The organism is Streptomyces sp. NPDC004134 (genome assembly GCF_042874195.1).
GTDB lineage: Bacteria > Actinomycetota > Actinomycetes > Streptomycetales > Streptomycetaceae > Streptomyces.
On sequence record NZ_JBIAMS010000008.1, the window covers coordinates 1 to 21,414 of the forward strand.

The 21,414-nt window shown below is 73.4% G+C and carries 19 protein-coding genes; 10 read left to right on the plus strand and 9 right to left on the minus strand.

All coding sequences use genetic code 11. The features are described from left to right. Window positions 1-125: 125 nt before the first annotated feature. The gene (locus ACFYVJ_RS13010) at window positions 126-1,937 is read right to left on the minus strand and encodes a tol-pal system YbgF family protein (RefSeq protein ID WP_388889933.1); all 1,812 of its coding nucleotides are present in this window, start codon (window positions 1,935-1,937) and stop codon (window positions 126-128) included. 398 nt (window positions 1,938-2,335) lie between these two features. Beyond that, complete coding sequence (locus tag ACFYVJ_RS13015; protein WP_388889936.1) at window positions 2,336-3,028, minus strand: haloacid dehalogenase type II; 693 nt, start codon at window positions 3,026-3,028, stop codon at window positions 2,336-2,338. Between the two features lie 310 nt (window positions 3,029-3,338). Here ACFYVJ_RS13015 and ACFYVJ_RS13020 point away from each other — a divergent pair, with 310 nt between their 5' ends. Next, entirely contained in the window at window positions 3,339-4,355 is a 1,017-nt protein-coding gene (locus ACFYVJ_RS13020; protein WP_388889940.1) for a lytic polysaccharide monooxygenase, read from the plus strand. Window positions 4,356-4,657: 302 nt separating this feature from the next. On the opposite strand, the gene ACFYVJ_RS13025 is transcribed toward ACFYVJ_RS13020, so the two are convergent. Then, window positions 4,658-5,287, minus strand: a complete 630-nt coding sequence (locus ACFYVJ_RS13025; protein ID WP_388889943.1) for a TetR/AcrR family transcriptional regulator — start codon at window positions 5,285-5,287, stop codon at window positions 4,658-4,660. Window positions 5,288-5,408: 121 nt separating this feature from the next. On the opposite strand from ACFYVJ_RS13025, the gene ACFYVJ_RS13030 reads away from it, so the two are divergent. From ACFYVJ_RS13030 to ACFYVJ_RS13040, 3 genes are all read left to right on the plus strand, one after another. Further along, entirely contained in the window at window positions 5,409-5,846 is a 438-nt protein-coding gene (locus tag ACFYVJ_RS13030; protein WP_388889946.1) for a nuclear transport factor 2 family protein, read from the plus strand. Beyond that, window positions 5,843-6,124 carry a heavy-metal-associated domain-containing protein gene (locus ACFYVJ_RS13035; protein ID WP_388889949.1) on the plus strand — a complete coding sequence of 94 codons (282 nt, stop codon included), beginning with the start codon at window positions 5,843-5,845 and terminating at the stop codon, window positions 6,122-6,124. Before ACFYVJ_RS13030 ends, ACFYVJ_RS13035 begins: the two co-directional genes overlap by 4 nt. Window positions 6,125-6,262: 138 nt before the next feature. Beyond that, window positions 6,263-6,799, plus strand: coding sequence for an anthrone oxygenase family protein (locus tag ACFYVJ_RS13040; RefSeq protein ID WP_388889952.1), 537 nt, complete (start codon window positions 6,263-6,265; stop codon window positions 6,797-6,799). A 15-nt stretch (window positions 6,800-6,814) separates the two neighbouring features. On the opposite strand, the gene ACFYVJ_RS13045 is transcribed toward ACFYVJ_RS13040, so the two are convergent. The 3 genes from ACFYVJ_RS13045 to ACFYVJ_RS13055 all read right to left on the minus strand — a co-directional run bounded on the left by ACFYVJ_RS13045 (window position 6,815) and on the right by ACFYVJ_RS13055 (window position 10,393). Then, entirely contained in the window at window positions 6,815-8,431 is a 1,617-nt protein-coding gene (locus ACFYVJ_RS13045; RefSeq protein ID WP_388889955.1) for a carbohydrate binding domain-containing protein, read from the minus strand. 267 nt (window positions 8,432-8,698) lie between these two features. Then, the gene (locus ACFYVJ_RS13050; RefSeq protein WP_388889958.1) at window positions 8,699-9,628 is read right to left on the minus strand and encodes an ADP-ribosylglycohydrolase family protein; all 930 of its coding nucleotides are present in this window, start codon (window positions 9,626-9,628) and stop codon (window positions 8,699-8,701) included. A gap of 153 nt (window positions 9,629-9,781) precedes the next feature. Further along, complete coding sequence (locus tag ACFYVJ_RS13055; RefSeq protein ID WP_388889961.1) at window positions 9,782-10,393, minus strand: MarR family winged helix-turn-helix transcriptional regulator; 612 nt, start codon at window positions 10,391-10,393, stop codon at window positions 9,782-9,784. A gap of 95 nt (window positions 10,394-10,488) precedes the next feature. Here ACFYVJ_RS13055 and ACFYVJ_RS13060 point away from each other — a divergent pair, with 95 nt between their 5' ends. The 3 genes from ACFYVJ_RS13060 to ACFYVJ_RS13070 all read left to right on the plus strand — a co-directional run bounded on the left by ACFYVJ_RS13060 (window position 10,489) and on the right by ACFYVJ_RS13070 (window position 13,332). Beyond that, complete coding sequence (locus ACFYVJ_RS13060) at window positions 10,489-11,925, plus strand: MFS transporter (RefSeq protein WP_388889963.1); 1,437 nt, start codon at window positions 10,489-10,491, stop codon at window positions 11,923-11,925. Window positions 11,926-12,040: 115 nt separating this feature from the next. Next, window positions 12,041-12,838 (plus strand): thymidylate synthase, encoded by a 798-nt coding sequence (locus ACFYVJ_RS13065; RefSeq protein ID WP_388889965.1) that lies wholly within the window; start codon window positions 12,041-12,043, stop codon window positions 12,836-12,838. Next, window positions 12,835-13,332, plus strand: a complete 498-nt coding sequence (locus tag ACFYVJ_RS13070) for a dihydrofolate reductase (RefSeq protein WP_388889967.1) — start codon at window positions 12,835-12,837, stop codon at window positions 13,330-13,332. Before ACFYVJ_RS13065 ends, ACFYVJ_RS13070 begins: the two co-directional genes overlap by 4 nt. Before the next feature lie 367 nt (window positions 13,333-13,699). On the opposite strand, the gene ACFYVJ_RS13075 is transcribed toward ACFYVJ_RS13070, so the two are convergent. The 3 genes from ACFYVJ_RS13075 to ACFYVJ_RS13085 all read right to left on the minus strand — a co-directional run bounded on the left by ACFYVJ_RS13075 (window position 13,700) and on the right by ACFYVJ_RS13085 (window position 16,468). Next, window positions 13,700-14,476: a DUF4232 domain-containing protein gene (locus tag ACFYVJ_RS13075; protein ID WP_388890413.1), complete on the minus strand. Its 777-nt coding sequence runs from the start codon at window positions 14,474-14,476 to the stop codon at window positions 13,700-13,702. 260 nt (window positions 14,477-14,736) lie between these two features. Then, window positions 14,737-15,720: a hypothetical protein gene (locus tag ACFYVJ_RS13080; RefSeq protein WP_388889970.1), complete on the minus strand. Its 984-nt coding sequence runs from the start codon at window positions 15,718-15,720 to the stop codon at window positions 14,737-14,739. A gap of 139 nt (window positions 15,721-15,859) precedes the next feature. Beyond that, window positions 15,860-16,468 (minus strand): class I SAM-dependent methyltransferase, encoded by a 609-nt coding sequence (locus ACFYVJ_RS13085; RefSeq protein WP_388889972.1) that lies wholly within the window; start codon window positions 16,466-16,468, stop codon window positions 15,860-15,862. Window positions 16,469-16,891: 423 nt separating this feature from the next. On the opposite strand from ACFYVJ_RS13085, the gene ACFYVJ_RS13090 reads away from it, so the two are divergent. The 3 genes from ACFYVJ_RS13090 to ACFYVJ_RS13100 are packed head-to-tail and all read left to right on the plus strand — an operon-like array spanning window position 16,892 to window position 20,992. After that, window positions 16,892-17,995 (plus strand): DUF1996 domain-containing protein, encoded by a 1,104-nt coding sequence (locus ACFYVJ_RS13090; RefSeq protein WP_388889974.1) that lies wholly within the window; start codon window positions 16,892-16,894, stop codon window positions 17,993-17,995. Window positions 17,996-18,021: 26 nt separating this feature from the next. Continuing rightward, window positions 18,022-19,911 (plus strand): discoidin domain-containing protein, encoded by a 1,890-nt coding sequence (locus tag ACFYVJ_RS13095; RefSeq protein WP_388889976.1) that lies wholly within the window; start codon window positions 18,022-18,024, stop codon window positions 19,909-19,911. 49 nt (window positions 19,912-19,960) lie between these two features. Beyond that, window positions 19,961-20,992: a LacI family DNA-binding transcriptional regulator gene (locus ACFYVJ_RS13100; protein ID WP_388889978.1), complete on the plus strand. Its 1,032-nt coding sequence runs from the start codon at window positions 19,961-19,963 to the stop codon at window positions 20,990-20,992. Window positions 20,993-21,414 lie beyond the last annotated feature (422 nt).

The following is a 21,414-nucleotide window of genomic DNA, read 5'->3' on the forward strand; positions in this document are numbered from 1 at the left end:
CGGCGGGCGGGGGGGGGGGGCCCCCCCGCCGCGCCCGGGGGGGCCCCCCCCCCCCCCCCCCGGGGGGGGCGCGGCGCCCCCCCCCCCCCCCCCCCCCCCCCCCCCCCGGCTCTCAGGGGTGGACCTCAGCGATGGATCAGCGACTCGTAGCCCGCCCGCACGTCGGACTTGGACGACGTGACGTACACCTCGGACGGCGGTCCCGTGTCGATGTCGTAGTACGTGTACGGCAGCAGGGCCGGGCAACTGGAGCCGCCTATCTCCACGCTGGTCTTCTCCACCAGCTTGCCGGTGCGCAGTTCGTACACCCGGACCGGGATGCTCCGGTTCTTGAACGACACGTTCTGGATCTTGCTGTTGCCCGGGCCGTACTCGTACGGGCAGGTCGCGACCGTGGCGCCGTAGTCGGTCTCGCCCGCGCATATCACCACCACCGCGTCCTTCGCGTCCTGCGCCTTCCAGGAGGACGGGAGCTTGGAGCGGTGCTTGTTCTGCCCGTAGAGCATCGCGCGGTGCGGGCCGCCACCGCGGTAGGGCTTCGCCCCGCGGTACGGGGCCGGGTTGTCGCAGTACTCGGGCTTGCCGCCGCCGGCGCCGGACAGCAGCCCGCGCACCTGGTCGAGCTGGATGGCCAGGTCCGCGCGCTCGATCCCGTCCTCGGACGCCCCGGCCAGCTCATGGCCGGGATACTCGTCGAGGAGCTGCCGGTACTGCGTACGGGCCTCCTCCCAGGTGCCGTCGGCCATCAGCGCGTCACCGCAGCCGACCAGCGCGGCGGGCGCGACCTCGGGGACGACGTCGGCGGCCCGGTCCAGCGCGTCGTCGCCGCTCTCGCGCTGCGCGAGCCAGTCGGCGACCTTCCCGGTCTGGCAGGCGTCGTCGGTGGGGAGCGCGCCGAGGAACTCGTCGAGCGCCTCGTCCACGTCGCCGCTGCGGTCCTTGCCGCCGTTCTTGCCCGTGAACTCGTCGAGGACGGTGCCGAGATGGCCGAAACCGGCACTCAGCGCGTTCGCGTCGCCCGTCAGCCCGGCTTCCAGCTTGTACCCGGCCTCGGCGAGGATGAGGTCCGCCCGGCGGTCGTCGGCGCCCTTCCAGAGCGCGGCGGGGTGCTTCGCGTACTCCTGGAGGGTGCGCGTGGCGCGCAGGCGGTGGCGGTCGGACTCGCTCTCGGCCTTGAGCAGCAGCTCGCACGCCTCGGTGCTGTCCTCTGCGCGGGCGGTGAGCGGGGCGTCGGCGAGGCGGTGGCCGAACCAGAGGCCGTCGAGGTCGGAGACGGCCTGGTCGCACTCGCCGGCGCGGTGGGCGTCGGCGGCGTTGCCCTCGATCCGGGAGGCGTCGAGGCGCAGGGCGGTGCAGGCGAGGAGGACGGGGGCGGCGACGAGGAGGGCGATGAGGCGGTCGCGGCGCACGTTCGCGGGGAGCACGGGGGGTGCGGCGGGGGGCGGGGGCGCGTCGGCGGGCCCGGGCCCGGGCTCCGCCCCGTGTGCCGCTACGGCGGGCCGTGCGGGCTCCGTTGGCTGCGCCTCCGTGGCCTGCGGTAATGCCCCCGGCGCGGCGGCGCCGCGGCGGGGCAGGCGGCCGCCGGCGAGATACCAGCCGTGCACCGTGACGCCGATCCACCACGCCAGCACGACGGCCTGGAACCACGCGTTCCGTCCGGCCGTCGCCAGCAGGATGACCAGCATGACCGACACGCCCGCGGTGCCGACCGCGATCCGGGGCTTGCGGAGCATCCCGTAACCGATGCCCAGCAGCGAGGCGTTGGCGAGCCCGACGGCGTACGGGTCCCTCGCCCGTACGGGCACGGGCGCCGGCTCGAACACCGGGCGGCCGGGCCCGGACGCGAGGATGTCGGGTTCGGTGGGCTGCTGCCCGGAGCCGGCGGTCCTCTCGGGTTCGGAGGGCGGCTCGCTGGGCATCGGGGGAAACGTTTCCATCGTGATCCCTTTCTCGGGCGAGCCACCGGCGGGCCGTCCCCATCTTTCGGCACCGGAGCCGGGAGGGGTCCCGGAACACCCGCCCCCCGGCTGGCACATGAGCCGCCAGGAAGAGCGTGGCCCATCGCGGCCCCGCCGAACAGGCAGAACCCGGCCTTGCCGCGGGTCACGGAAGCACACCCGGTACCGCGCGCCCCTTGCGGGACGGGTGCGCCGAGTGGGGCCGATGGGGACTTGCAGAGCGCGCTTGCGGCGGCGTAAGGACCACCGCGGTTGTGCAGCAGCGCGCGCTGCTGCACATCCGCCGCCCACGTCCGGTCACACGCATGCCGACCGGATACGCGCTACAGGCCCGCTCGGCCCGCCGCGCCTTTCTGCCGGCGCACCCGCCGTGCGCCTTACTCCGCCGTCAGCGCCTGGACAAGGCCCTCCAGCCCGTCGAAGTGCCAGTCGAACGCGTCCGTCGCCGCCGGCGGATCGCCGACCGGCCGCGGGACGTACGCCGTGCGCAGCCCGTTCTCCTGTGCCGCCCGCAGGTCCCAGGCGTGGGCGGCGACCATCAGCACCCGCTCGGGCGGGCAGCCGGCGGCTTGCGCGGCGAGCCGGTAGACCTCGGGGGCGGGCTTGTAGGCCCGTACCGCCGCGCCCGACAGGGCCTGGTGCCAGCGCAGCCCGCCGTGGGCGGCGAGGTGGAGGAGCGCGGGGCCGGAGGCGTTGGAGAGCCCGGCGACGGGGAAGTGCCGGGCGATGCGGTCGAGCCCGGCGGCGGAGTCGGGCCACGGGGGCAGCCGCCGGGTGGCGGTGGCCAGTCGGTCGACGGCCGCCGGGTCGGTGACGCCGGCGCGCGCGGCCACCAGTTCGGCGGCTTCGCGGTCGACGGTCTCGCTGTCGGCGTACGGGCGCTCGCCCCGGGCCATCCGCGCCTGCTCGGTCTCGACGTGCCGCTGCCACAGGGCGAGGAGTTCGCCGGCCGCCGTGTCGTCGGCGGCGGGGGCGGCGGCGCGGATCTCCGCGCGCAGCCCGCCGGGTTCGTCGACGAGCGTGCCGAGGACGTCGAAGACGACGACCTGGGCGTCGCGGATCTCGGGCATGTGTTTCTCCTGTTCGCGGCGGGGCTGTCGTGATCGGCAACAACGCGGCCGGCCGGCCCATGCCCGGAGCGGGGGAAGAGATGTCGTCACGCAGGCGCACATTCCGTTTACAGGCGCGAAATCCCGCGCTACCGTCAATGGGAGCGCTCCCATTGACCTGTTCACGACGAACGTGAGACCCCCTGCCAGGTCGGTCGCCGGCCCCGGCCCCGGGCCCGAGCCCCGTGCTCCGGGACGGCCCGGCGGTCCGGCACGCGCACCGAGGTCGCGGGCTCTCGCGTCAGCGCTCAGGGAGAACCCGAAGGAGACCATGACCATGGCTGTCCAACGACTCGTCCGCGCCGCAAGATCACTCCGTCTCCGGCGCACGCTCGCACTCGCCGGGGTCGCGGGCGTCGCGACCGCCGCGCTGGCGGTGCCGACACCCGCGTCGGCCCACGGCGTCGCGATGGTGCCCGGCTCGCGTACGTTCCTGTGCTACAAGGACCTGATCGCGAACAGCTCCACGCAGATGCCGCAGAACCCGGCGTGCAAGGCGGCGGTGCAGTCCGCCGGCACGACGCCGCTGTACAACTGGTTCGCCGTGCTGGACTCCAACGCCGGCGGGCGGGCCCAGGGCTACGTACCGGACGGCAAGCTCTGCAGCGCCGGCGACCGCAGCCCGTACAACTTCTCGTCGTACAACTCGGCCCGCACCGACTGGCCGCTCACGCACCTCACCTCCGGCTCGAACATCAACCTGGAGTACAGCAACTGGGCGCACCACCCGGGCCGGTTCGAGGTCTACATCACCAACAACGGCTGGAGCCCGTCCAAGACGCTGGCCTGGGGCGACCTGACGCACCTGCAGACGGTCACCAACCCGCCGCAGGCGGGCGGCGCCGGCTCTGACGGCGGGCACTACTACTGGAACCTGCAACTGCCGCAGCGCAGCGGGCAGCACATGCTGTTCATCCAGTGGATCCGCTCGGACAGCCAGGAGAACTTCTTCTCCTGCTCGGACGTCGTCTTCGACGGCGGCAACGGCGAGGTCACCGGGCTGACGCCCGGCGCGATGTCGGCGGACGAGGTCAAGGCGCTGGGCGAAGGCCAGGAGAACACCAAGGCCGACCCGGTCAAGGGCGCGCACGGCGACCACGGCGCGGCGGCGCCGCAGGCGCAGGCGGTGGAGACGCTGAACGCGGGCGAGTCGAACCTGGCCTCCTCGTCGGACGACTCCTCCGCGGTGCTGCCGGCTGCGCTGGCGGGCGCGGGCGCGGTGATCTTCGCGGGCGGCGCGCTGGTGTACAACCAGCGCCGGAACGGCCCGGGGAGGCAGCAGGTCTGACGGCCGCGACGTGCGGTAAGACGGCGGCGCCGAGGGGCGCCGCGCGGGGCGGGGCGAGCACGGGGGCGCCCGGCCTTGCGAAGGGCCCCGCGGCCCGGGTCGACGGGCCCGGGTCGCGGGTCGTATCTCGAGCCTCCCGGGCCCGGCGGGCGTGGGGTCCGGCCGGGCCCGGGCTGCCCGGCACTCGGGGGCGGGTGCCTGCGGGCGGCGTACGCACCGGGCACGGCCCCGCGGTCCGCGGGCAGGGCACAGGCCGTAGGCACCCTCGGGGCGCAAGCCCTCCTTATTTCTCCTCCTCCGCCTTACTTCTCCTCCTCCGCCCCGTGCAGACGCAGCACCCCCACGCGCAGGGCTTCCGCCGCCGCGGCCGGGGTCATCCGGCCGGCGGCGACCTCCGCTCCCGCCGCGTGGCCGAGGGCGACGGTGGCGGCGGCCAGCCAGTGCGGCTCGGCGTCGCGTACGAAATCCCCCGACTCCTGGCCGCGGCGGGCGATCCGCTCCAGCCGGTCGGTGATCGGCCGGTGCTGCTCGTCCTCCTGCCGGCGGTCCGCGGGGGGCGGCTCCGCGTGCCGGAGGCCCGGGTAGCGGTCGGCGATCTCCCAGCTCACGTCGAGCAGCCGCAGCAGACCCGTGGCGGCGGGGAGTTCGTCGAGGCGGGCGGCGTCGAGCGCGGCGTCGGTCTCCGCGGTGACGCGGTCGAAGACGGCGGTGAGCACCTCGTTGCGCGAGGTGTAGTGGGCGTAGACGGTCTGGCGGGTGACGCCCGCCGCGGCGGCGATGGCCTCGACGCTCGCCTCCGGCCGCTCGCCGAGCAGCCGGACCGCGGCGTCGACGATGGCGGACCTGCTGCGCTCGGCGTCGGCGCGGCGGCGGCGCGGGGCGGGGCGCCGGCCCGCGGGCTCGGCGGATTCGCTGGATCCCTTGGACGGCAAAGTCTTACACCTTGTCAAAGTTAGATCGGGCGCTATATCTTACGGAGTGTAAGAGATAGCGCCCTGCGGGTGCTACGTCGCCGTGCGCGCGGGCTTGCCCGCCACCGGAGGGGGGAGCGAGATGACAGACACAGCCCGCCAGTTCATGGCCGAGTTCTTCACCTCTTTCACGCGGGAGATCACGGCGGACGGCAGCGACCCGGGCCCGGTCGTCGATCGTTATTACACGCCGGACATCGTGCAGACGGCCGACGGGATCCGGATCGACCGGGAGCGGCTGGTGGCGCACATCCGCCCGGTCCGCAAGAACCTGGCGGACTTCGCGTTCGAGGTGCACGAGGCGCTGCGGGACGGGGAGCGGATCGCGGCCCGCTTCACGATCCACGCCACGGACCGCAGGGGCAGGCGCACGGCCACGGAGGTCCATCTCTTCGGCGAGCTGGCCCCGGACGGCCGGATACGCAGGACGCACCAGCTCAGCAGGACCATCAAGGACCCGGGGGCGGACGGGAACGGCCCGCGCGGGACAGCGGCGAGCGAGGAGGGGGACGGCCCGTGATCGAGACCCGTCACACCGTGCTGGGCATGGTGTGCAGTCACTGCGCGGCCATCGTCGGCGAGGAGATCGGCCGGGTCCCGGGCGTCACGGACGTGCGCGTGGACATAGAGGCCGAGACGGTCGTCGTACGGGCGGAGGGCCCGGTGCCGCGGGAGCGTATCCACGCCGCCGTGGAGGAAGCCGGCTACACACCGGGCCCGCCCCCGTCCGACCCACCGGACACCGCACCGCCTGACACCGGCGCGCATGACCAGACCACTCGACCCGGCAGGGCCTGAGACGGCACGGCCTGACACCGGACCATCCGACATCGGCCCGCCCTCCGCCACACCCCCGACGCCGTGCGGCCGCACGCCGTACCACTCCCGCCCGCGCCACCACCCGCCGAACCACCCCCGACACCACGGAGTTAGCACGTGCCGATCCGTATCCTCACCGCCGTCGCCCTGCTCTCCGCCGGGCTGCTCGCCGGCGCGTTCGGCTACGGCGCGGTGAACCTCGGCCCGACGTTCGACGCCGTGCCGCTGGAGACCCGCCTGTCGTTCCACGCCGAGCTGATGAAGATGAATTCGCCCGTGATGCAGACGGCGATGGCGCTCACCGCGCTCAGCGCGCTCGCCCTCGCCCTGCTGCACCGCGGCCGCGAGCGGCTGCTCGCCGCAGGGGCCACACTCCTCGCGGCGGCCTCGTTCCTCATCACCCGGTTCGGCAACGTGCCGATCAACGCCGACATCAAGAGGTGGGCCGTCTCCTCGGCCCCCGCCGACCACGCGGAGATACTCCGGCGCTGGGATCTCTACAACAACCTGCGGACGCTCACCGCGGTCGCCGCCTTCGCCCTGCTGATCACGCTCGCCCTCCGCCGTCGCGCCGCACGCCCTGCGGACGCGCCGGACGCGCCGGACGCGGCGGCACCCCCGGGGCGGACCCCGGGGGTGCCGGCGCACACGTAGCGGTGTGCGGGTGGTTCAGCCGGTGAAGCCGGCGGTGATGCGGGTGAACTCCCAGTTCGGGCGGTCGCGGTTGACCGACCAGAAGGCCATCCGGCCGATGTGGTGGGAGTTGGCCCAGTCGCGGATCTGGGTCCAGATCTGCGGCGTGGTGACCTCGCCCACGTCACTGGTGTTGTTCATGCCCGAGATGCCGACGTGCGCGTACGCCTCGGCGTCGCTCCAGCCGAAGACGGAGGTGAGCTTGGCCTTCAGCCCCTCGGCGGCCCGGACGGTGTTGCCGTACATGTCCGCGTGACCGCCGAAGTTGAACGGCATGATCGTGAAGTTGTCGACGTCCGCCTGGAGGGCGTGGGCCCGCTCGATCAGGCGGTCGCCCCAGGAGTTGGGGCCGGTGTTGAGAGTGGGGAACGTGAGGATGGTCCGCAGCCCGGGGTTGTTCTGCTTGACGATCTTCAGCGCGGTCAGGATGCGGTCCTGCACCGCCGGGTTCTCGAACTCGTCGGTGTTCTCGATGTCGACGTCGATCGCCTTCAGGTCGTAGGCGTCGATCACCTTCTGGTAGGCGCCGGCCAGCGCTTCGGCCGTCGAGCAGTTGGGGCCGAGCTTGTTGCCGCTCCAGCCGCCGATGGACGGGACGACGTCGCCGCCGGCCGCGCGGATGGCGTTGATGCTGCTCTGGTCGACGCCGCCGGTGAGCGGACGCTGGCTGTCCCACGCGGGGTTGCAGCCGTTCTGGGCCAGGATGAACGCCATCGTGTACCACTTGACGCCGGTCGCGCTCATGACCTCGGTCGGGCTCGGCGGGTTGCCCCAGCCCAGGTAGAGGTACGGCGCGGCCTGGACGAAGGCGGGACCGCCGCCGCCGTCCTTGCCGGTCGTGGCGCGCACCGCGGAGGTGGGCGGCGAGGCGTTGCCGGCCCGGTCCCTGGCCCGGACGGTGAAGGCGTACTCGGTGCTGGGCGTGAGCCCGGTGACGGTGGCGCTGGTGCCGGTCACCGTGGTGGCGAGGGTGCCGTCGCGGTAGACGTCGTAGGCGGTGACGCCGACGTTGTCGGTGGCGGCGCCCCAGGCGAGCGAGACGGAGGTGGCGGCAGTGCCGGTGACGCGGGGGGTGCCGGGGGCCCCGGGCGCCTCGGTGTCGGGCTGGCCGCCGGGGCCGTCGAGGCTGATGTCGTCGGCGTGGTAGGTGCCCTGGCCGTACCAGCCGTGGACGTAGACCTCGGCGCTCGTCTGGTTGGCGCCGGTGGTGAACGACGTGGTCAGCTCGGTGTAGCCGGCGGCGGAGGCCGTCCAGGTGGCGTTGCCGCCGGTCACGCCGAGATAGACGTAGCCGCCGCGCACCCAGCCGGACAGGGTGTACGTGGTGCCGGGCCGGACGGCGACGGTCTGGGCGCAGCGGGCGTTGCTGCTCGCGCTGGCGGCGCCGGCGAGCGCCTTGGTGCCGCTGTGCACGGGGCTGCTCACGACGGAGCCGGCCCCGTCGGCGCAGTTCCAGTTCGCCAGGCTGCCGGACTCGAAGCCCGGGTCGTTCAGCAGGTTGGCGGCCTGTGCCGGGGCGGGCAGGGCCACCGCGCCGGCGCCGGCGAGCAGCGCGGCGCCCAGGTAGGCGACTAAGCGGTTTCGGATACGCACGGGTCCTCCCAGTGCGGTGGGGTGGGTGCCCGGGTCGGACGAGGGCGGCACCGGCACGGGCATTGCATGACGCAGGCATGACATTTCTGCGGACGGCCGGGGATCGGGCCGCCTCGAACAGGGAGGGGGCGTGGCGCTATTGGTCTGGACCTATCAACGGATTGAAGCCGAGCCCCCCGACGCCGTCAAGCCCCCGCCCCGTCGGGCCGGTTGGCGCGACCGGGAGCCGACGCTCACAGGTGCGGGGACTGCGGAGCAAGAACCGCTTCAGCCGCCGAGCCGCTCTGCGAGCCGAAGCAGCTCGGCAACGCGCAGCACCCGGTCGCCGAAGCCCGGCAGGGGGACATGGAGCGGCTGGGCCCAGCGGACGGGAACCGCCTCCAGTCCGTAGTACGCCCCCGCGAGCCCCCCGGTCACCGCGGCGACGGTGTCCGTGTCACCGCCGAGGTCGATCGCCGCGCGTATCGCGTCCTCGAAGCCCGTGGTGGTACGCAGGGCCCAGACCGCGGAGCCCAGGCAGGGCCAGACGGCACCGTTGAACTCGGTCGCCTGATCGGGGTGCCAGCCGGGCGCGAGAACGGTGGCGTAGCGGCCGCGGTGCTCGGGGTGGACGAGAGCCAGGGTGTCCGGGATCGCGGCGAGGGGGTCGGCGCCCTCGAACGCGACGCGGACGAGTTCGTGGAAGATCGCGGTGCCCTCCCAGGCCGCGCGGTCACCGTGGGTGAGAGCGGCGATGCGGCGGGCCGCGTCCATGGCGGCTTCCCGACCGGCGGCCGCGAAGTGGACCGCCGAGGTCGACGCCCGCATCAACGAGCCGTTTCCCGCCGCCCGTTGGTTGATCCGGAAGTGGACCGCGGCGGCGCGATCCCAGGAGTGGCCGTTGGTCAGGACGTCTTCGGTCTGCAGGCCGATGTCCTTGGGCTCCGATGCCGCCCACCGCTGAAAGCGGGCGAAGATGTCCGCCAGGTCGAGTCCGCCGCGTTCCAGCAGCGAGTCCGCGACCAGAACGGCCATCTGCGTGTCGTCAGTCGCCTCGCCGGGGTCCCAGCCACCACCACCGCACATCTCGCCACCGGCTCCAGGCTCCGGAAACCGCGCGGAGAAGGCTCCCCCGGGGCCGAACTCGAAGGGGCCGCCCAGGGCGTCACCCACCGCTGAACCGACGATCACGCCGGCAGCCCGCTGCATCCGATTCATTCGCGCAGGCTAGCCGTGCCGCGCAGACGGCCACGAGGCCCTGCACCCTCGTGACAGACCGGCGCCGTTCCGGTGCCGCCAGGGGCCGGGCGATCCCGGCGAGTCGTCAGCGGTGGACGATCCCGAACCCCGTCCGCACGAGCCCTCAGCCCGTCAGGCTCCCGCCTTCGACGGGTCGTCGCCGCCGGAGCGGCCCGCGGCACCGGTCCCGTCCGGCCCGGCCGGCCCGCCCGCCTCGCCCGCTCCTTCCGGGCCGCCGCCGGCGAGCCGTTCCACCTCCGCCGCCCACTCGTCGACGTGCGCGACGAAGTCGTCGACCATCCGGTGGAACAGCTCCGCCAGCGTCCGCAGATCCTCCGGCGACCACCCCGCCAGCGCCCCCTGCATCCCCCGGCACGCCACCGCGCGGATCCGCCCGATCGCCTCGCGCCCCGCGTCGGTGAGCTGGATGCGCTGCGCCCGGCGGTCGTCCGGATCCGGGACGCGGGAGACGTACGCCGCCTTCTGCAACTGCTGCACCTGCCGCGTCACGTGCGACGCCTCCACCCCCAGCCGGTCCGCCAGCTCGCCCAGGCGCAGCGGCTCGGAGTCGTCGATCTGCCGCAGCAGCGCCACCGCCGCCCGGTCCAGCGGCACCTCGGCCAGCGCCATCAGCCGGTCGTGCTGCCGCGCCCGGCTGCTCAGATACGCGATGCGGCTGAGCGCACGCTCGATCTCGGCCACGTCCGAGGAGACGTGGGTGGCTTCAGGTGGCCGGACAGACATGGGGATCACTTTAACCTTAATTTGCTTGACTCAACTAAGTATCACATGCTTGCGTAAGTCAAGTAATCCACTTCCCGTCGCAGGAGTCCACCCCGATGACAGACACCGCCACCACGGTGGCCGAGGACGGCCGCGCCGACCGGCCGGGACAGTCCTCAGGACCCGGCCTGACGCTGCTCGCGCTGGCGTCCGCCGGGCTCGTCGTATCGCTGCAGCAGACGCTGGTGCTGCCTCTGCTCCCCCAGCTCATGCAGACGTTCGACATCTCCGTCGCCGCCGTCTCGTGGGTCTTCACCGCGACGCTGCTCGCCGGGGCGGTCGCCACGCCGCTGCTCTCCCGCTTCGGCGACATGTACGGCAAGAAGAAGATGATCTCGGTGACGATGGGCATGCTCGTCGCCGGCTCCGTCATCTGCGCGATAGCCGACTCCCTCGCCCTGCTCATCGTCGGCCGCGCGCTCCAGGGCACCGCCGCGGCCGTCATCCCGCTGGCCATCGGGATGATCCGTGACTCCTACCCGCGGGAGAAGGTCACGACCGCCATCGGCGTCGTCAGTGCCACCCTCGGCGTCGGCGGTGCCGTGGGCATGCTCGTCACCGGTCTCATCGCCGACAACACCGACTCCCACCACCCGGTCTTCTGGATCGCCGCCGCCATGGCCGCCGTAGGACTGCTCTTCGTGCTGTTCTGCACCCGCGACTGCGGCCGCCGCCTCGGCGGCCGCCCCGACCTCGTCGGCGCCGCCCTGCTCGGCGGCTGGCTGGTCAGCCTGCTGATCGGCATCAGCCAGGGCAACTCGTGGGGCTGGACGGACGCCCGCATCCTCGGCCTGTTCACCGCCGCGGTCGTGCTGTGCGCGGTCTGGGTGGCCGTCGAACTGAGGATGCGCGAGCCGCTCGTACGGCTGCAGATCCTCGTCGGCCCCAAGTCGCTCTCGGCGAACCTCGCCTCGCTGCTCCTCGGCTTCTCGATGTTCGCCGCCTTCACCCTGATCTCGAACTTCATCCAGACCCCCGAGGCCGAGGTCGGCTACGGCCTCACCGGCTCGGTGCTCGACGTCGGCCTGTACATGCTGCCGAGCACCCTCACCATGCTGGTCTTCTCCGCGCTCTCCGGCCGCATCGAGGCCCGGATCGGCGCCGCCTGGACCCTCGCCACCGGCTCGGTCATCGCGGGCGTCGCGTACGTCTGGCTCGCGCTCATGCACGACTCCCCGCTCGACGTCATGATCTTCAGCGGCATCCAGGGCCTCGGCATCGGCATCGCCTACGCGGCCCTCGGCACGCTCGCCGTCCAGCACGTGCCCATGGACCAGAGCGGCATCGCCAGCGGCATCAACTCCCTCGTGCGCACCGCCGGCGGCAGCATCGCCAGCGCCGCGACCGCGGCGGTGCTGGCGGCGCAGGTCATCGACGGCACCGAGGTGCCGACCGTCGACGCGTACGTCCTGTGCTTCGTCATCGCCGGGGTCGCGGCCGGCGCGGCGGCGGCCATCGCCGCGGTGCACGGGCTGCGGCACGGCCGCAAGTAGCGCGTACGGCCCCGGGCGCCCGTTCCGTACGGCACCCGGGGCCGGACCCGCCGCCGGGCGGTGGCGGGAGTTCCGCTTCGCGGTCTGCCTGGTGGGCGGCAGTAGACTCGCCGCTGTGGCGGACACCCAGTACGAAGACCTGTTGCGAACCGTGCTCACCTCCGGGACGGCCAAGGCCGACCGGACGGGCACCGGCACCCGGAGTGTCTTCGGACACCAACTGCGCTACGACCTCGCGCAGGGCTTCCCACTGATCACCACCAAGAGGGTGCACCTGAAGTCCATCGTGTACGAGCTGCTGTGGTTCCTGCGCGGCGACTCCAACGTCGGCTGGCTCCAGGAGCACGGCGTCAGCATCTGGGACGAATGGGCGGGACCGGACGGCGAACTGGGCCCCGTCTACGGCGTCCAGTGGCGCTCCTGGCCCACCCCCGACGGCCGGCACGTCGACCAGATCAGCGACGTACTCGACACCCTCCGCCGCAACCCCGACTCCCGCCGCATGATCGTCTCCGCCTGGAACGTGGCCGAGCTGGAGAACATGGCGCTGCCGCCGTGCCACGCCTTCTTCCAGTTCTACGTCGCCGAGGGCAAGCTCTCCTGCCAGCTCTACCAGCGCAGCGCGGACCTCTTCCTCGGCGTCCCCTTCAACATCGCCAGCTACGCGCTGCTCACGCACATGGTCGCGCAGCAGACCGGCCTCGAACCGGGCGACTTCATCTGGACCGGCGGCGACTGCCACATCTACGACAACCACGTCGAGCAGGTGACGGAGCAGCTCTCGCGCACGCCGTACGAGTTCCCGGAGCTGCGGCTGCGCCGGGCGGACTCCCTCTTCGACTACGCGTACGGGGACGTCGAGATGCTCGGCTACCGGCACCACCCGGCCATCAAGGCCCCGGTCGCGGTGTGAACGTAGGGCTCATCTGGGCGCAGGCGCGCGACGGCGTGATCGGCGCGGACAACGGCATTCCGTGGCGCCTCCCCGAGGACATGGCGCACTTCAAGGCGACCACCCTCGGCCACCCGGTGGTGATGGGGCGCAGGACCTGGGACTCGCTGCCACCGCGGTTCCGCCCGCTGCCGGGCAGGCGCAACGTGGTGGTGACGCGCGACCCCCGCTGGACGGCGGAGGGCGCGGTCGGCGCGGGGTCCGTCGACGGGGCGCTGGAACTGGCCGCGGGTTCGCCGGCGGCCACGATGGTGTGGGTGATCGGCGGCGGCGAGATCTACCGGGCCGCGCTGGGGCACGCCACGACGCTCTCGGTGACGGAGGTCGACACGGCGGTGGCGGACGGCGACACGTACGCGCCGGTGCCGGGACGGGAGTGGCGGGTCGCGGAGGACGGCGGCTGGCGGCTCGGCAGGTCGGGATTGCGGTATCGGATCCGTACGTTCACGAGGTAACTCCGGAACGCGCCGCCGCAGCGCACCGGAACCGCGCCATCAAGCCTCGCACGCCAACAAACCTCGTACGCAACAACAAACCCCGCACGCCCGCCCAAGGGTAGGCGCCTCCTCTGACATCACACGCAGCCCACGGCCCTCCCGACGCAAGTCCGCAGGTCGGGCGACGGTGTCCCGGGGGCAGGAGGCCACGGTGCGAAGCGCGCAATGCCGCCGCGGGCCCCCGGGGCAATGTCACAGGGCGTGGCTACCCTTGGGCGGGAGTGCGGGATCGGTAACGGACCGGCGCGGGACAGGTGCGGGACAGGTGCGGGACAGGTGCGGGACCGGCGCGGGACCGGCGCGGGACCGGCCGGATCCGTGCAGGTCAGTCGGTCTTCTGCCAGGCGCCGACGCCGAGTTCGCCCGTCGTGCCGAGGTCCAGTTCCGGCGCCACCGTCACCGGTGCGGCGTCAGGCCGCGCCCACACCCGTACGTACGGAACGTCGACCGGCTCGCCCGCCTCGACCGTGTTGCGCCACACCAACTGCGTCGACGCCCGCTCCCCCGGCTGCAGCGCCAGCGGCCACGGCGGGGCGTCCGCGCCGGTGCCGGAGGCGATGGCGGCGCCGCCGCGGCGGATACGTACGCCGGTGACCTCCGCATGTTCCTCGTCGAGGAGTTGCAGGCGCGGATAGCCTTCCAGCCGGTGTATCTCGGTGCCGCAGTTCTCCAGGTGCAGCCCGACGACCCGAAGGCCCATCGCGGCGTTGCCCTCGTCCGCGTACAGCCGCACCCCCGTGGGCGGGCACGGACCGCCCGTCGACGGCGCCTCGTCCGCCGGGACGCTGCGCACCTCGCCGATCTGCACCTGGGCCACGCGCCCGGCCGACATCGTGTCGGTGACGTCGGCCTGGCCGGGCACCGTACTGCCGGCCGGGACCGACTCCACGATCTTCTCCGGGTACGACAGCACCTCGCCTGAGGCGGCACGGACCTCGAAGGCGACGGTGTACGTCATCGCCTCCGGCCCCCGGTTGGCGATCTCGAACTCCACCCGCACCGGCTCCGCGCTCTCCGGGTTCGTGTGGACGCGGGTAAGGGTCACGCCGTCGACCTCCACCGGAGTCGGGTTGCCCGGCGCGGTCGGGGCCCCGGCGTCCACCGCCCCGTCCGCCGGCTCGGTGCCGCAGCCGGCGAGCAGCAGCACGGCGGCGAGGCCGAGGGCGAGGGGGCCGGCCTGACGTATACGGAACGGCCGGGAGGCACGGGTGGCGGGGCGCATCCGCCCAGTCGACCAGGGCGGATGCGCCGCGGCCGTGACGGGGGTCACTCCTTCTGCCACAGCACGGTCACAGTTCCGCGCCGCGGACCGGCCCGCCGCCGCTCGGCCGGAGACCGGCCGTAGTCCGGCCGAAGACCCGCTCAGCCCACCGGCACGCGCGCCAGCCGCAGTTCGTGCGCCCCGTCCGGGCGCGCGGCCTCGAAGTAGATGTGCCACGTGCCCTCCGCCACCACCGCGTCGACGTAGCGCACCGAGCCCGTCCCGTACGGGACGGTCGCCCACGGCCCCTCGGTGCTGAGCCGGTGCCAGGTGCGCAGGTCGTACGAGAGCGCGAGGCCGCAGTTCTCCTCGTAGTTCTGCTCATGGGAGGCGATGCCGTCGTAGAAGCCGAGCCAGCCGGCGCCCGGGCCGAGCGGGACCGCGGAGTTGAGCCGGGTCTGGTACGCGTCCCAGCCGCTGCCGGTGGGCATGGCCTCGCCCTGCCAGGCGAAGGTCGCGCCGTCGTCGAGGGAGAGGGCGAGACCCGTGGGGTGGGTGGTGACGCCGGTGTTGAAGACGTCGGCGGTGGCGTGCGCGCGGTCGGCGTCGGCGGCGGCGATCCCGGCGGCCGCGTAGCTCGCGAAGAGGTAGGTCACCGGGCCGTGCCGGAGCGTGTACGGGTCCTTGACGCCCTCGGTGCCGGTGCCGGCGGCGGTGAGCGCGGGGCGGGCCCCCGCCAGGTCGAAGGCGTCGGGCGCGGCGGCGTCGACGACGTCGATGCGCCAGCGGGAGTCGGCGGGGTCGACGTAGCTGAGGTAGAGCTGGTAGCCGCCGGGGGTGGGCAGCAGGCTGAAGCGCTCCATCGAGTCGGTGCCCAACTGCCGGCTCTCCACGCTCCACACGTCGGTGAAGTCCGTCCCGTCCTCGCTCACCGCGACCGCGCACCGCCAGCCGCGCTCGCCCCCGGGGTGCCCTCGCGGCCGCCGTCGCCGGTACGTCATCAGCCACCGCCCCTGCTCGGGCTCGTACAGCACCCCGGGGCAGCCGGTCCAGTACCCGGCTTCGGGGGCCTCGGGCAGCATGACGACCTCCGCCTGCGCGGGGTCGAAGGCGGGCAGGGGCGCGCTGATGCGGTGGGTCGGCATGCTGATCAGCCTAAGAGCCCGGCGGCCGGGGGCGTAGACCGCGCAACGTGACGAGGAGGTGAACTCGCACGTGGGCGAGGTGAGGTGGGGCGAGGCGGGGCGAGGCCGGGCGGGTCGGGGACTGCCGGGCGGCGGTCGGTCAGGGGGCGTGCCAGGTGAGGCTGTAGCGGCGCAGGACGTGGCGGTGGTAGCGCACGCCGGGGAGTATGCGGCGCGCCTCCGCGCGGACTTCGCCGTAGCTCATGTGCGGGCTGATGAACGGCATGCCGGTCGGGAAGGAGGCGCGCCGCAGCACCTTCGCGGCGCGTACGACGGGCGCGGCGGCCACGGTGACCGCCCAGTCGCCGAAGCTCGCCTCGCGGGCGAGGCCGACGACCACGAGGACGCCGCCGGGGCTCAGCAGTTCGCGCATGCGGACGAGGGCGGGGGTGAACTCCATCTGGTGCACCGCGGAGACCGAGCAGATGAAGTCGTAGCCGGCGGCGGGCAGCTCGGCGGTGAGGAAGTCGCCCGCGACGAAGTCGATCCCGGGCCGGTCCGCGGCCCGTTCGCGGGCGCTGGCGATCATCTCCGGGGAGTTGTCGACGCCGGTGACGCGCTCCGCCCGCGCGGCGAGCTTGCGCGCGAGGAGGCCGTCGCCGCAGCCGACGTCCAGCGCGTCGCGGCAGCCTTCGGGGACGGCGCGCAGGATGCCCGGGTGGTGGGCGACGTTGGTGTTCCAGTACGGCGTGAGGTCGGAGTCCGGCATCGGTGCATGGTACGGACGGGGGCGCGGGGGCGCGAGAGTAGGCGGACGATGGCGTACGCGCGCGGGCGTACCCGGGTGCGCGCGGGGATGGCGTGGGGCGTACGAGAAATACGGGAAACACCGCGAAATACGGGGTGTACGGCCCGTATCGGCGCGCCACCGCCGGACTGACGGTCCCCGACTCCGGGTCCCCGGTCGCCGTCCCCGGACCGCTCCGGCCGCCAGCCCCGGGCCGCTCCGATCGCCATCCCCGGCCCGGTGCCCGCCCAACTGCCGTACCGGACCGGACATTTGGCGCGTTCCCGCGTATCGATGCACGCGTCCGTGCCGGCTCTCTTGACGGCCGTTCTCCGGAGCGTAACCATCCAGCCCAACGGGAGAGCGCTCTCCCGCTCTCCTCCCCCACCCCCCAGGAGGCCCCCGATGAGGAGATCGCGGCTCTACGCCGTACTCCTGCCGGCCCTGGCCCTGGCGCTGTGCGTCACCGCACTCGGCGCCATCGCCGTCACCGGCGAGAAGGCCGGCGCCAGCACCACCGAAGCAGCCGCCGGCACCGACAACCCGGCCCACGCCGCGCACGCGGCCCACGCCCAGCCCCGCCCCGTCGCCTCCGGCGACGACCCCGACGGCGACGGCTACATCCCCGCGGAACCGCCCGTCACCGGCGTCGTACCGTCCGACAAGGAGCCGCCCCACCGCTACTTCCACGAGTTCCAGGCCAACTGCTCCGTCACCCACACCAAGCCGGACGACCCCATCGTCTACCCCGGCCAGCCCGGCAAGTCCCACGACCACACCTTCATGGGCAACGACACCACCGACGCCTACAGCACCACCGCCTCGCTCGACGCCGGCGGCACCGAGTGCAAGGCCCCCGGCGACAAGTCCGGCTACTGGATGCCCACCGTCCTCAACGGCGGCCGGCCCGTGCTGCCGGTCGGCGAGCAGGTCATCTACTACAAGGCCGGCGTCACCGACTACACCAGCGTCCGCCCGTTCCCCAAGGGCCTGCGCTTCGTCGTCGGCAGCCCGCTGCAGAGCGCCGAGGAGTTCCGCAACCATCCGGGCTTCGTGGAGGGCTGGGAGTGCGGCGAGAGCTACTTCAACGTCGACATCCCCGCCACCTGCCCCGGCACCCCGGACACTCAGCTCAACATCCGGATGCAGGCGCCCAGTTGCTGGGACGGCCGCTACCTGGACACTCCCGACCACAAGAGCCACATGGCGTATCCCGTGGTCAAAGCCGGTACGAACAACAACGTGTGCCCGCAGAGCCACCCGGTGGCGCTGCCGATGATCGAGTTCAAGATGGCGTTCCCGGTGAACGGAGACATGTCACGGGTCGCGCTCTCCAGCGGCCGCGGCTACTCCTTCCACTACGACTTCATCAACGTCTGGGACGACGCCACCCTCAAGGCGCTCGTCGACCACTGCGTCGTCGGCGCACTCCAGTGCAACGCGCGCGGCTACGACGAGACCCACCCCGAAGCCGGCGCCGCCCTCAACGAGGACTACGAGCTTCCCTGACCCCCACCCCTGGAGGATCCCTTCCCATGCACCCCCGACCCCCCGCACCCCCCGGCGCGGCGAGACCCCGGCGCGCCCGGGGCCTGCCCGCCGCACTGCCCGCCCTCGTGGCCGCCGGCGCGCTGCTGGCCGGCCTGACGACCGCGCTCCCGGCCGCCGCCGCGCAACCGGCGCCGGAGCCGGCCCCGGTGACCGCCCCGGCCCCCGAAACCGCCACCGAACTCGCCATCGAAGCCGCCACCGAAGCCGAACCCCAAGCCGCCGCCGCGAGCGTCGTCAAGGTCACCGGCTCGCCGGGCGCGTGGCAGCTCACCGTCGACGGCCAGCCGTACACGGTCAAGGGCCTGACCTGGGGCCCGCCCGTCGCCGAGGCCGCCTCCTCCATGCCGGACGTCGCGTCCCTGGGCGCCAACACGGTACGTACCTGGGGCACCGACGCCACCACCCGCCCGCTCCTCGACGCCGCCGCGGCCAACGGCGTCAAGGTCATCGCCGGCTTCTGGCTCCAGCCAGGCGGCGGCCCGGGCAGCGGCGGCTGCGTCGACTACGTCGCGGACACCGCGTACAAGAACGACATGCTCGCCGAGTTCCCCCGCTGGGTGGAGACGTACCGCGACCACCCCGGGGTGCTGATGTGGAACGTCGGCAACGAGTCGGTCCTCGGCCTGCAGAACTGCTACCAGGGCGCCGAGCTGGAGCGCCAGCGTGACGCGTACACCAGCTTCGTGAACGACGTCGCCAAGCGTATCCACCAGGTCGACCCGAACCACCCCGTGACCTCCACCGACGCCTGGGTCGGCGCCTGGCCGTACTACAAGCGCAACGCCCCCGACCTCGACCTGTACGCCGTCAACGCGTACGCCGCCGTCTGCGACGTGCGCGCCGCCTGGGAGGCCGGCGGCTACGACAAGCCGTACATCGTCACCGAGGGCGGCCCGCCGGGCGAGTGGGAGGTCGAGGACGACGCCAACGGCGTGCCGACAGAGCCGTCCGACGTCGCCAAGGCCGAGGGCTACGGGCGCGCGTGGGACTGCATCACGGGCCACCGCGGCGTCGCGCTCGGCGCCACCCTGTTCCACTACGGCATCGAGAACGACTTCGGCGGCGTGTGGTTCAACCTCACCCCGGACAAGCAGCGGCGGCTGTCGTACTACGCGGTCAAGGAGGCGTACGGGCGCGACACCGGCGGCGACAACACCCCGCCGGTGATCTCCGGCCTGCGCGTCGGCGACGCGGGCGCGGGCGCCGTGCCCGCGGGCCGGGAGTTCACGCTCTCCGCGAACGTCGCCGATCCGGACGGGGACGCGCTGACGTACGGGGTGCTCGTCAACAGCAACTACATCGACCAGGACAAGGCGCTGCGGCCGGCGCAGTTCCGGCAGACGGGCGCGGGGACGTTCGCGGTGACGGCGCCGGACCGGCTCGGCGTGTGGAAGGTGTACCTGCGTGCGACGGACGGCAAGGGCAACGTCGGCATCGAGACGCTGTCGGTGAAGGTCGTCCCGCCGCCGGTCGACGGCACCAACGTCGCCCGGGGCAAGCCCTCCACGGCGTCCACCGAGCAGACCGACGCCTACGGCGGCTGCCCCTGCGAGGCCGGCGACGCGACCGACGGCAGCTACTCGACCCGCTGGGCCAGCTCGTGGGCCGACCCGCAGTGGCTGCGCGTCGACCTCGGCGAGCGGACGACGTTCACGCACGTCCAGCTCGCGTGGGAGGCCGCCTTCGCCAGGTCGTACGCGATCCAGGTCTCGGACGACGGGCAGAACTGGCAGACGGTGTACGAGACCACCGCGGGCAACGGCGGGATCGACGACCTGGAGGTGTCCGGCACCGGCCGCTACGTGCGGATGAACGGCACCGCACGGGGCACCGGATACGGGTACTCGCTCTACGAGTTCGGCGTGTACCGCTGATCGATCAGTCGTTGGAGAGCGGTTTCCGGCGCGTGCTATAAAGGCGCGTATGGGCCGACCGCCGACGCTGGAGGACGTGGCCCGGGTCGCCGGAGTGTCCCGGGCCACGGTCTCGCGCGTGATCAACGGCACCCGGAACGTCGACCCGGCGATCCAGGAGACGGTCCGCGCCGCAGTCCGCACCACGGGCTACGCGCCCAACAGCGCGGCCCGCTCCCTCGTCACCCGGCGCACCGGGGCGGTGGGCCTGGTGATCTCCGGCGCGGGCGAGGGCGGCGACGAGGCCGCGTACCGGCGCTACGTCTTCTCGGACCCCTTCTTCGGCCGCATCGTCGACGGCGTGATGGGCGCGCTGCGCCCGCGGGGGATGCACCCGATGCTGATGCTCGCGGAGACGTCGGACGCGCGCGAACAGGTGGTGGCCCACCTGCGCCAGGGCATCGCCGACGGCGCACTGCTGGTCTCCACGCACGGCGAGGACCCGCTGCCGGGGATGCTGACGGCCGCGGGCGTCCCGACGGTGCTGTTCGCGCGCCCGGCCCGCCCGGTCCCGGCCGGATACGTGGACCTGGCCCACCGCGACGGCGCGCGCCTGGCCGCGGAACACCTCCTGGCCCGCGGCTGCCGCAGACCGGTGACGATATGCGGCCCGCTGGACGTACTGGCGGGGCAGGAGCGACTCGACGGCTTCAACCAGGCGATGGCCCGCCACGGCCACGCGTACGTCCCGTGCGCGGAGGGCAACTTCACGGCGGCGAGCGGCGAGCAGTCCATGACCCGCCTGCTACGCGAACACCCGGACCTGGACGGCGTCTTCGCGGCGAACGACCTGATGGCGCGAGCGGCGGTGCAGGTCCTGCGCGAGCAGGGCAGACGGGTCCCGGAGGACGTGGCGGTGATCGGCTTCGACGACAGCAGCGCGGCGACGTCGACGCGCCCGGGGCTGACGACGGTGCGGCAGCCGGTGGAGGAGATGGCGGGAGAGATGGTGACCCTGCTGCTGACGGCGCTGGAGTCGCCGGGGTCGAGCCCGAGATCGGTGATCTTCGAACCGGAACTGGTGGCACGGGAGTCGGCGTAGGGGGTCTGTACCCGGGGGCAGGATCTAGCGGGAGGGCCCAGGGGCCCGTACGGGACGGTGGGGGCTGAGCGTCCGTACGGGACGGGAGGGCGTTGCGGGTCCGCACCGGACGGGAGGGGCCCGGGGTCCGCACCGGACGGGGTGGGCCCGGGGTCCGCACCGGACGGGAGGGGCCCGGGGTCCGTACCCGGACGGGAGGGGTCGGACGGCGCGGTTGGCCCAGGGCGTCGAGCGGGGGATCGGGCGGTGTCGGAGGACCGAGCGCCCGGCGGGCGGGCAGCAGTGGGGAGCGGGGGCCGGCGCAGGGGTGCGCGGCACCGGGGAGCGGGGCCGGTCGGCGCCGGGCGAGGCAGGCGTACGGGTGCCTGGTAGAGGGGGGCGGGGTCGGCGCACGGGTACCGGCACCGGGGGGTGGGGCTGGC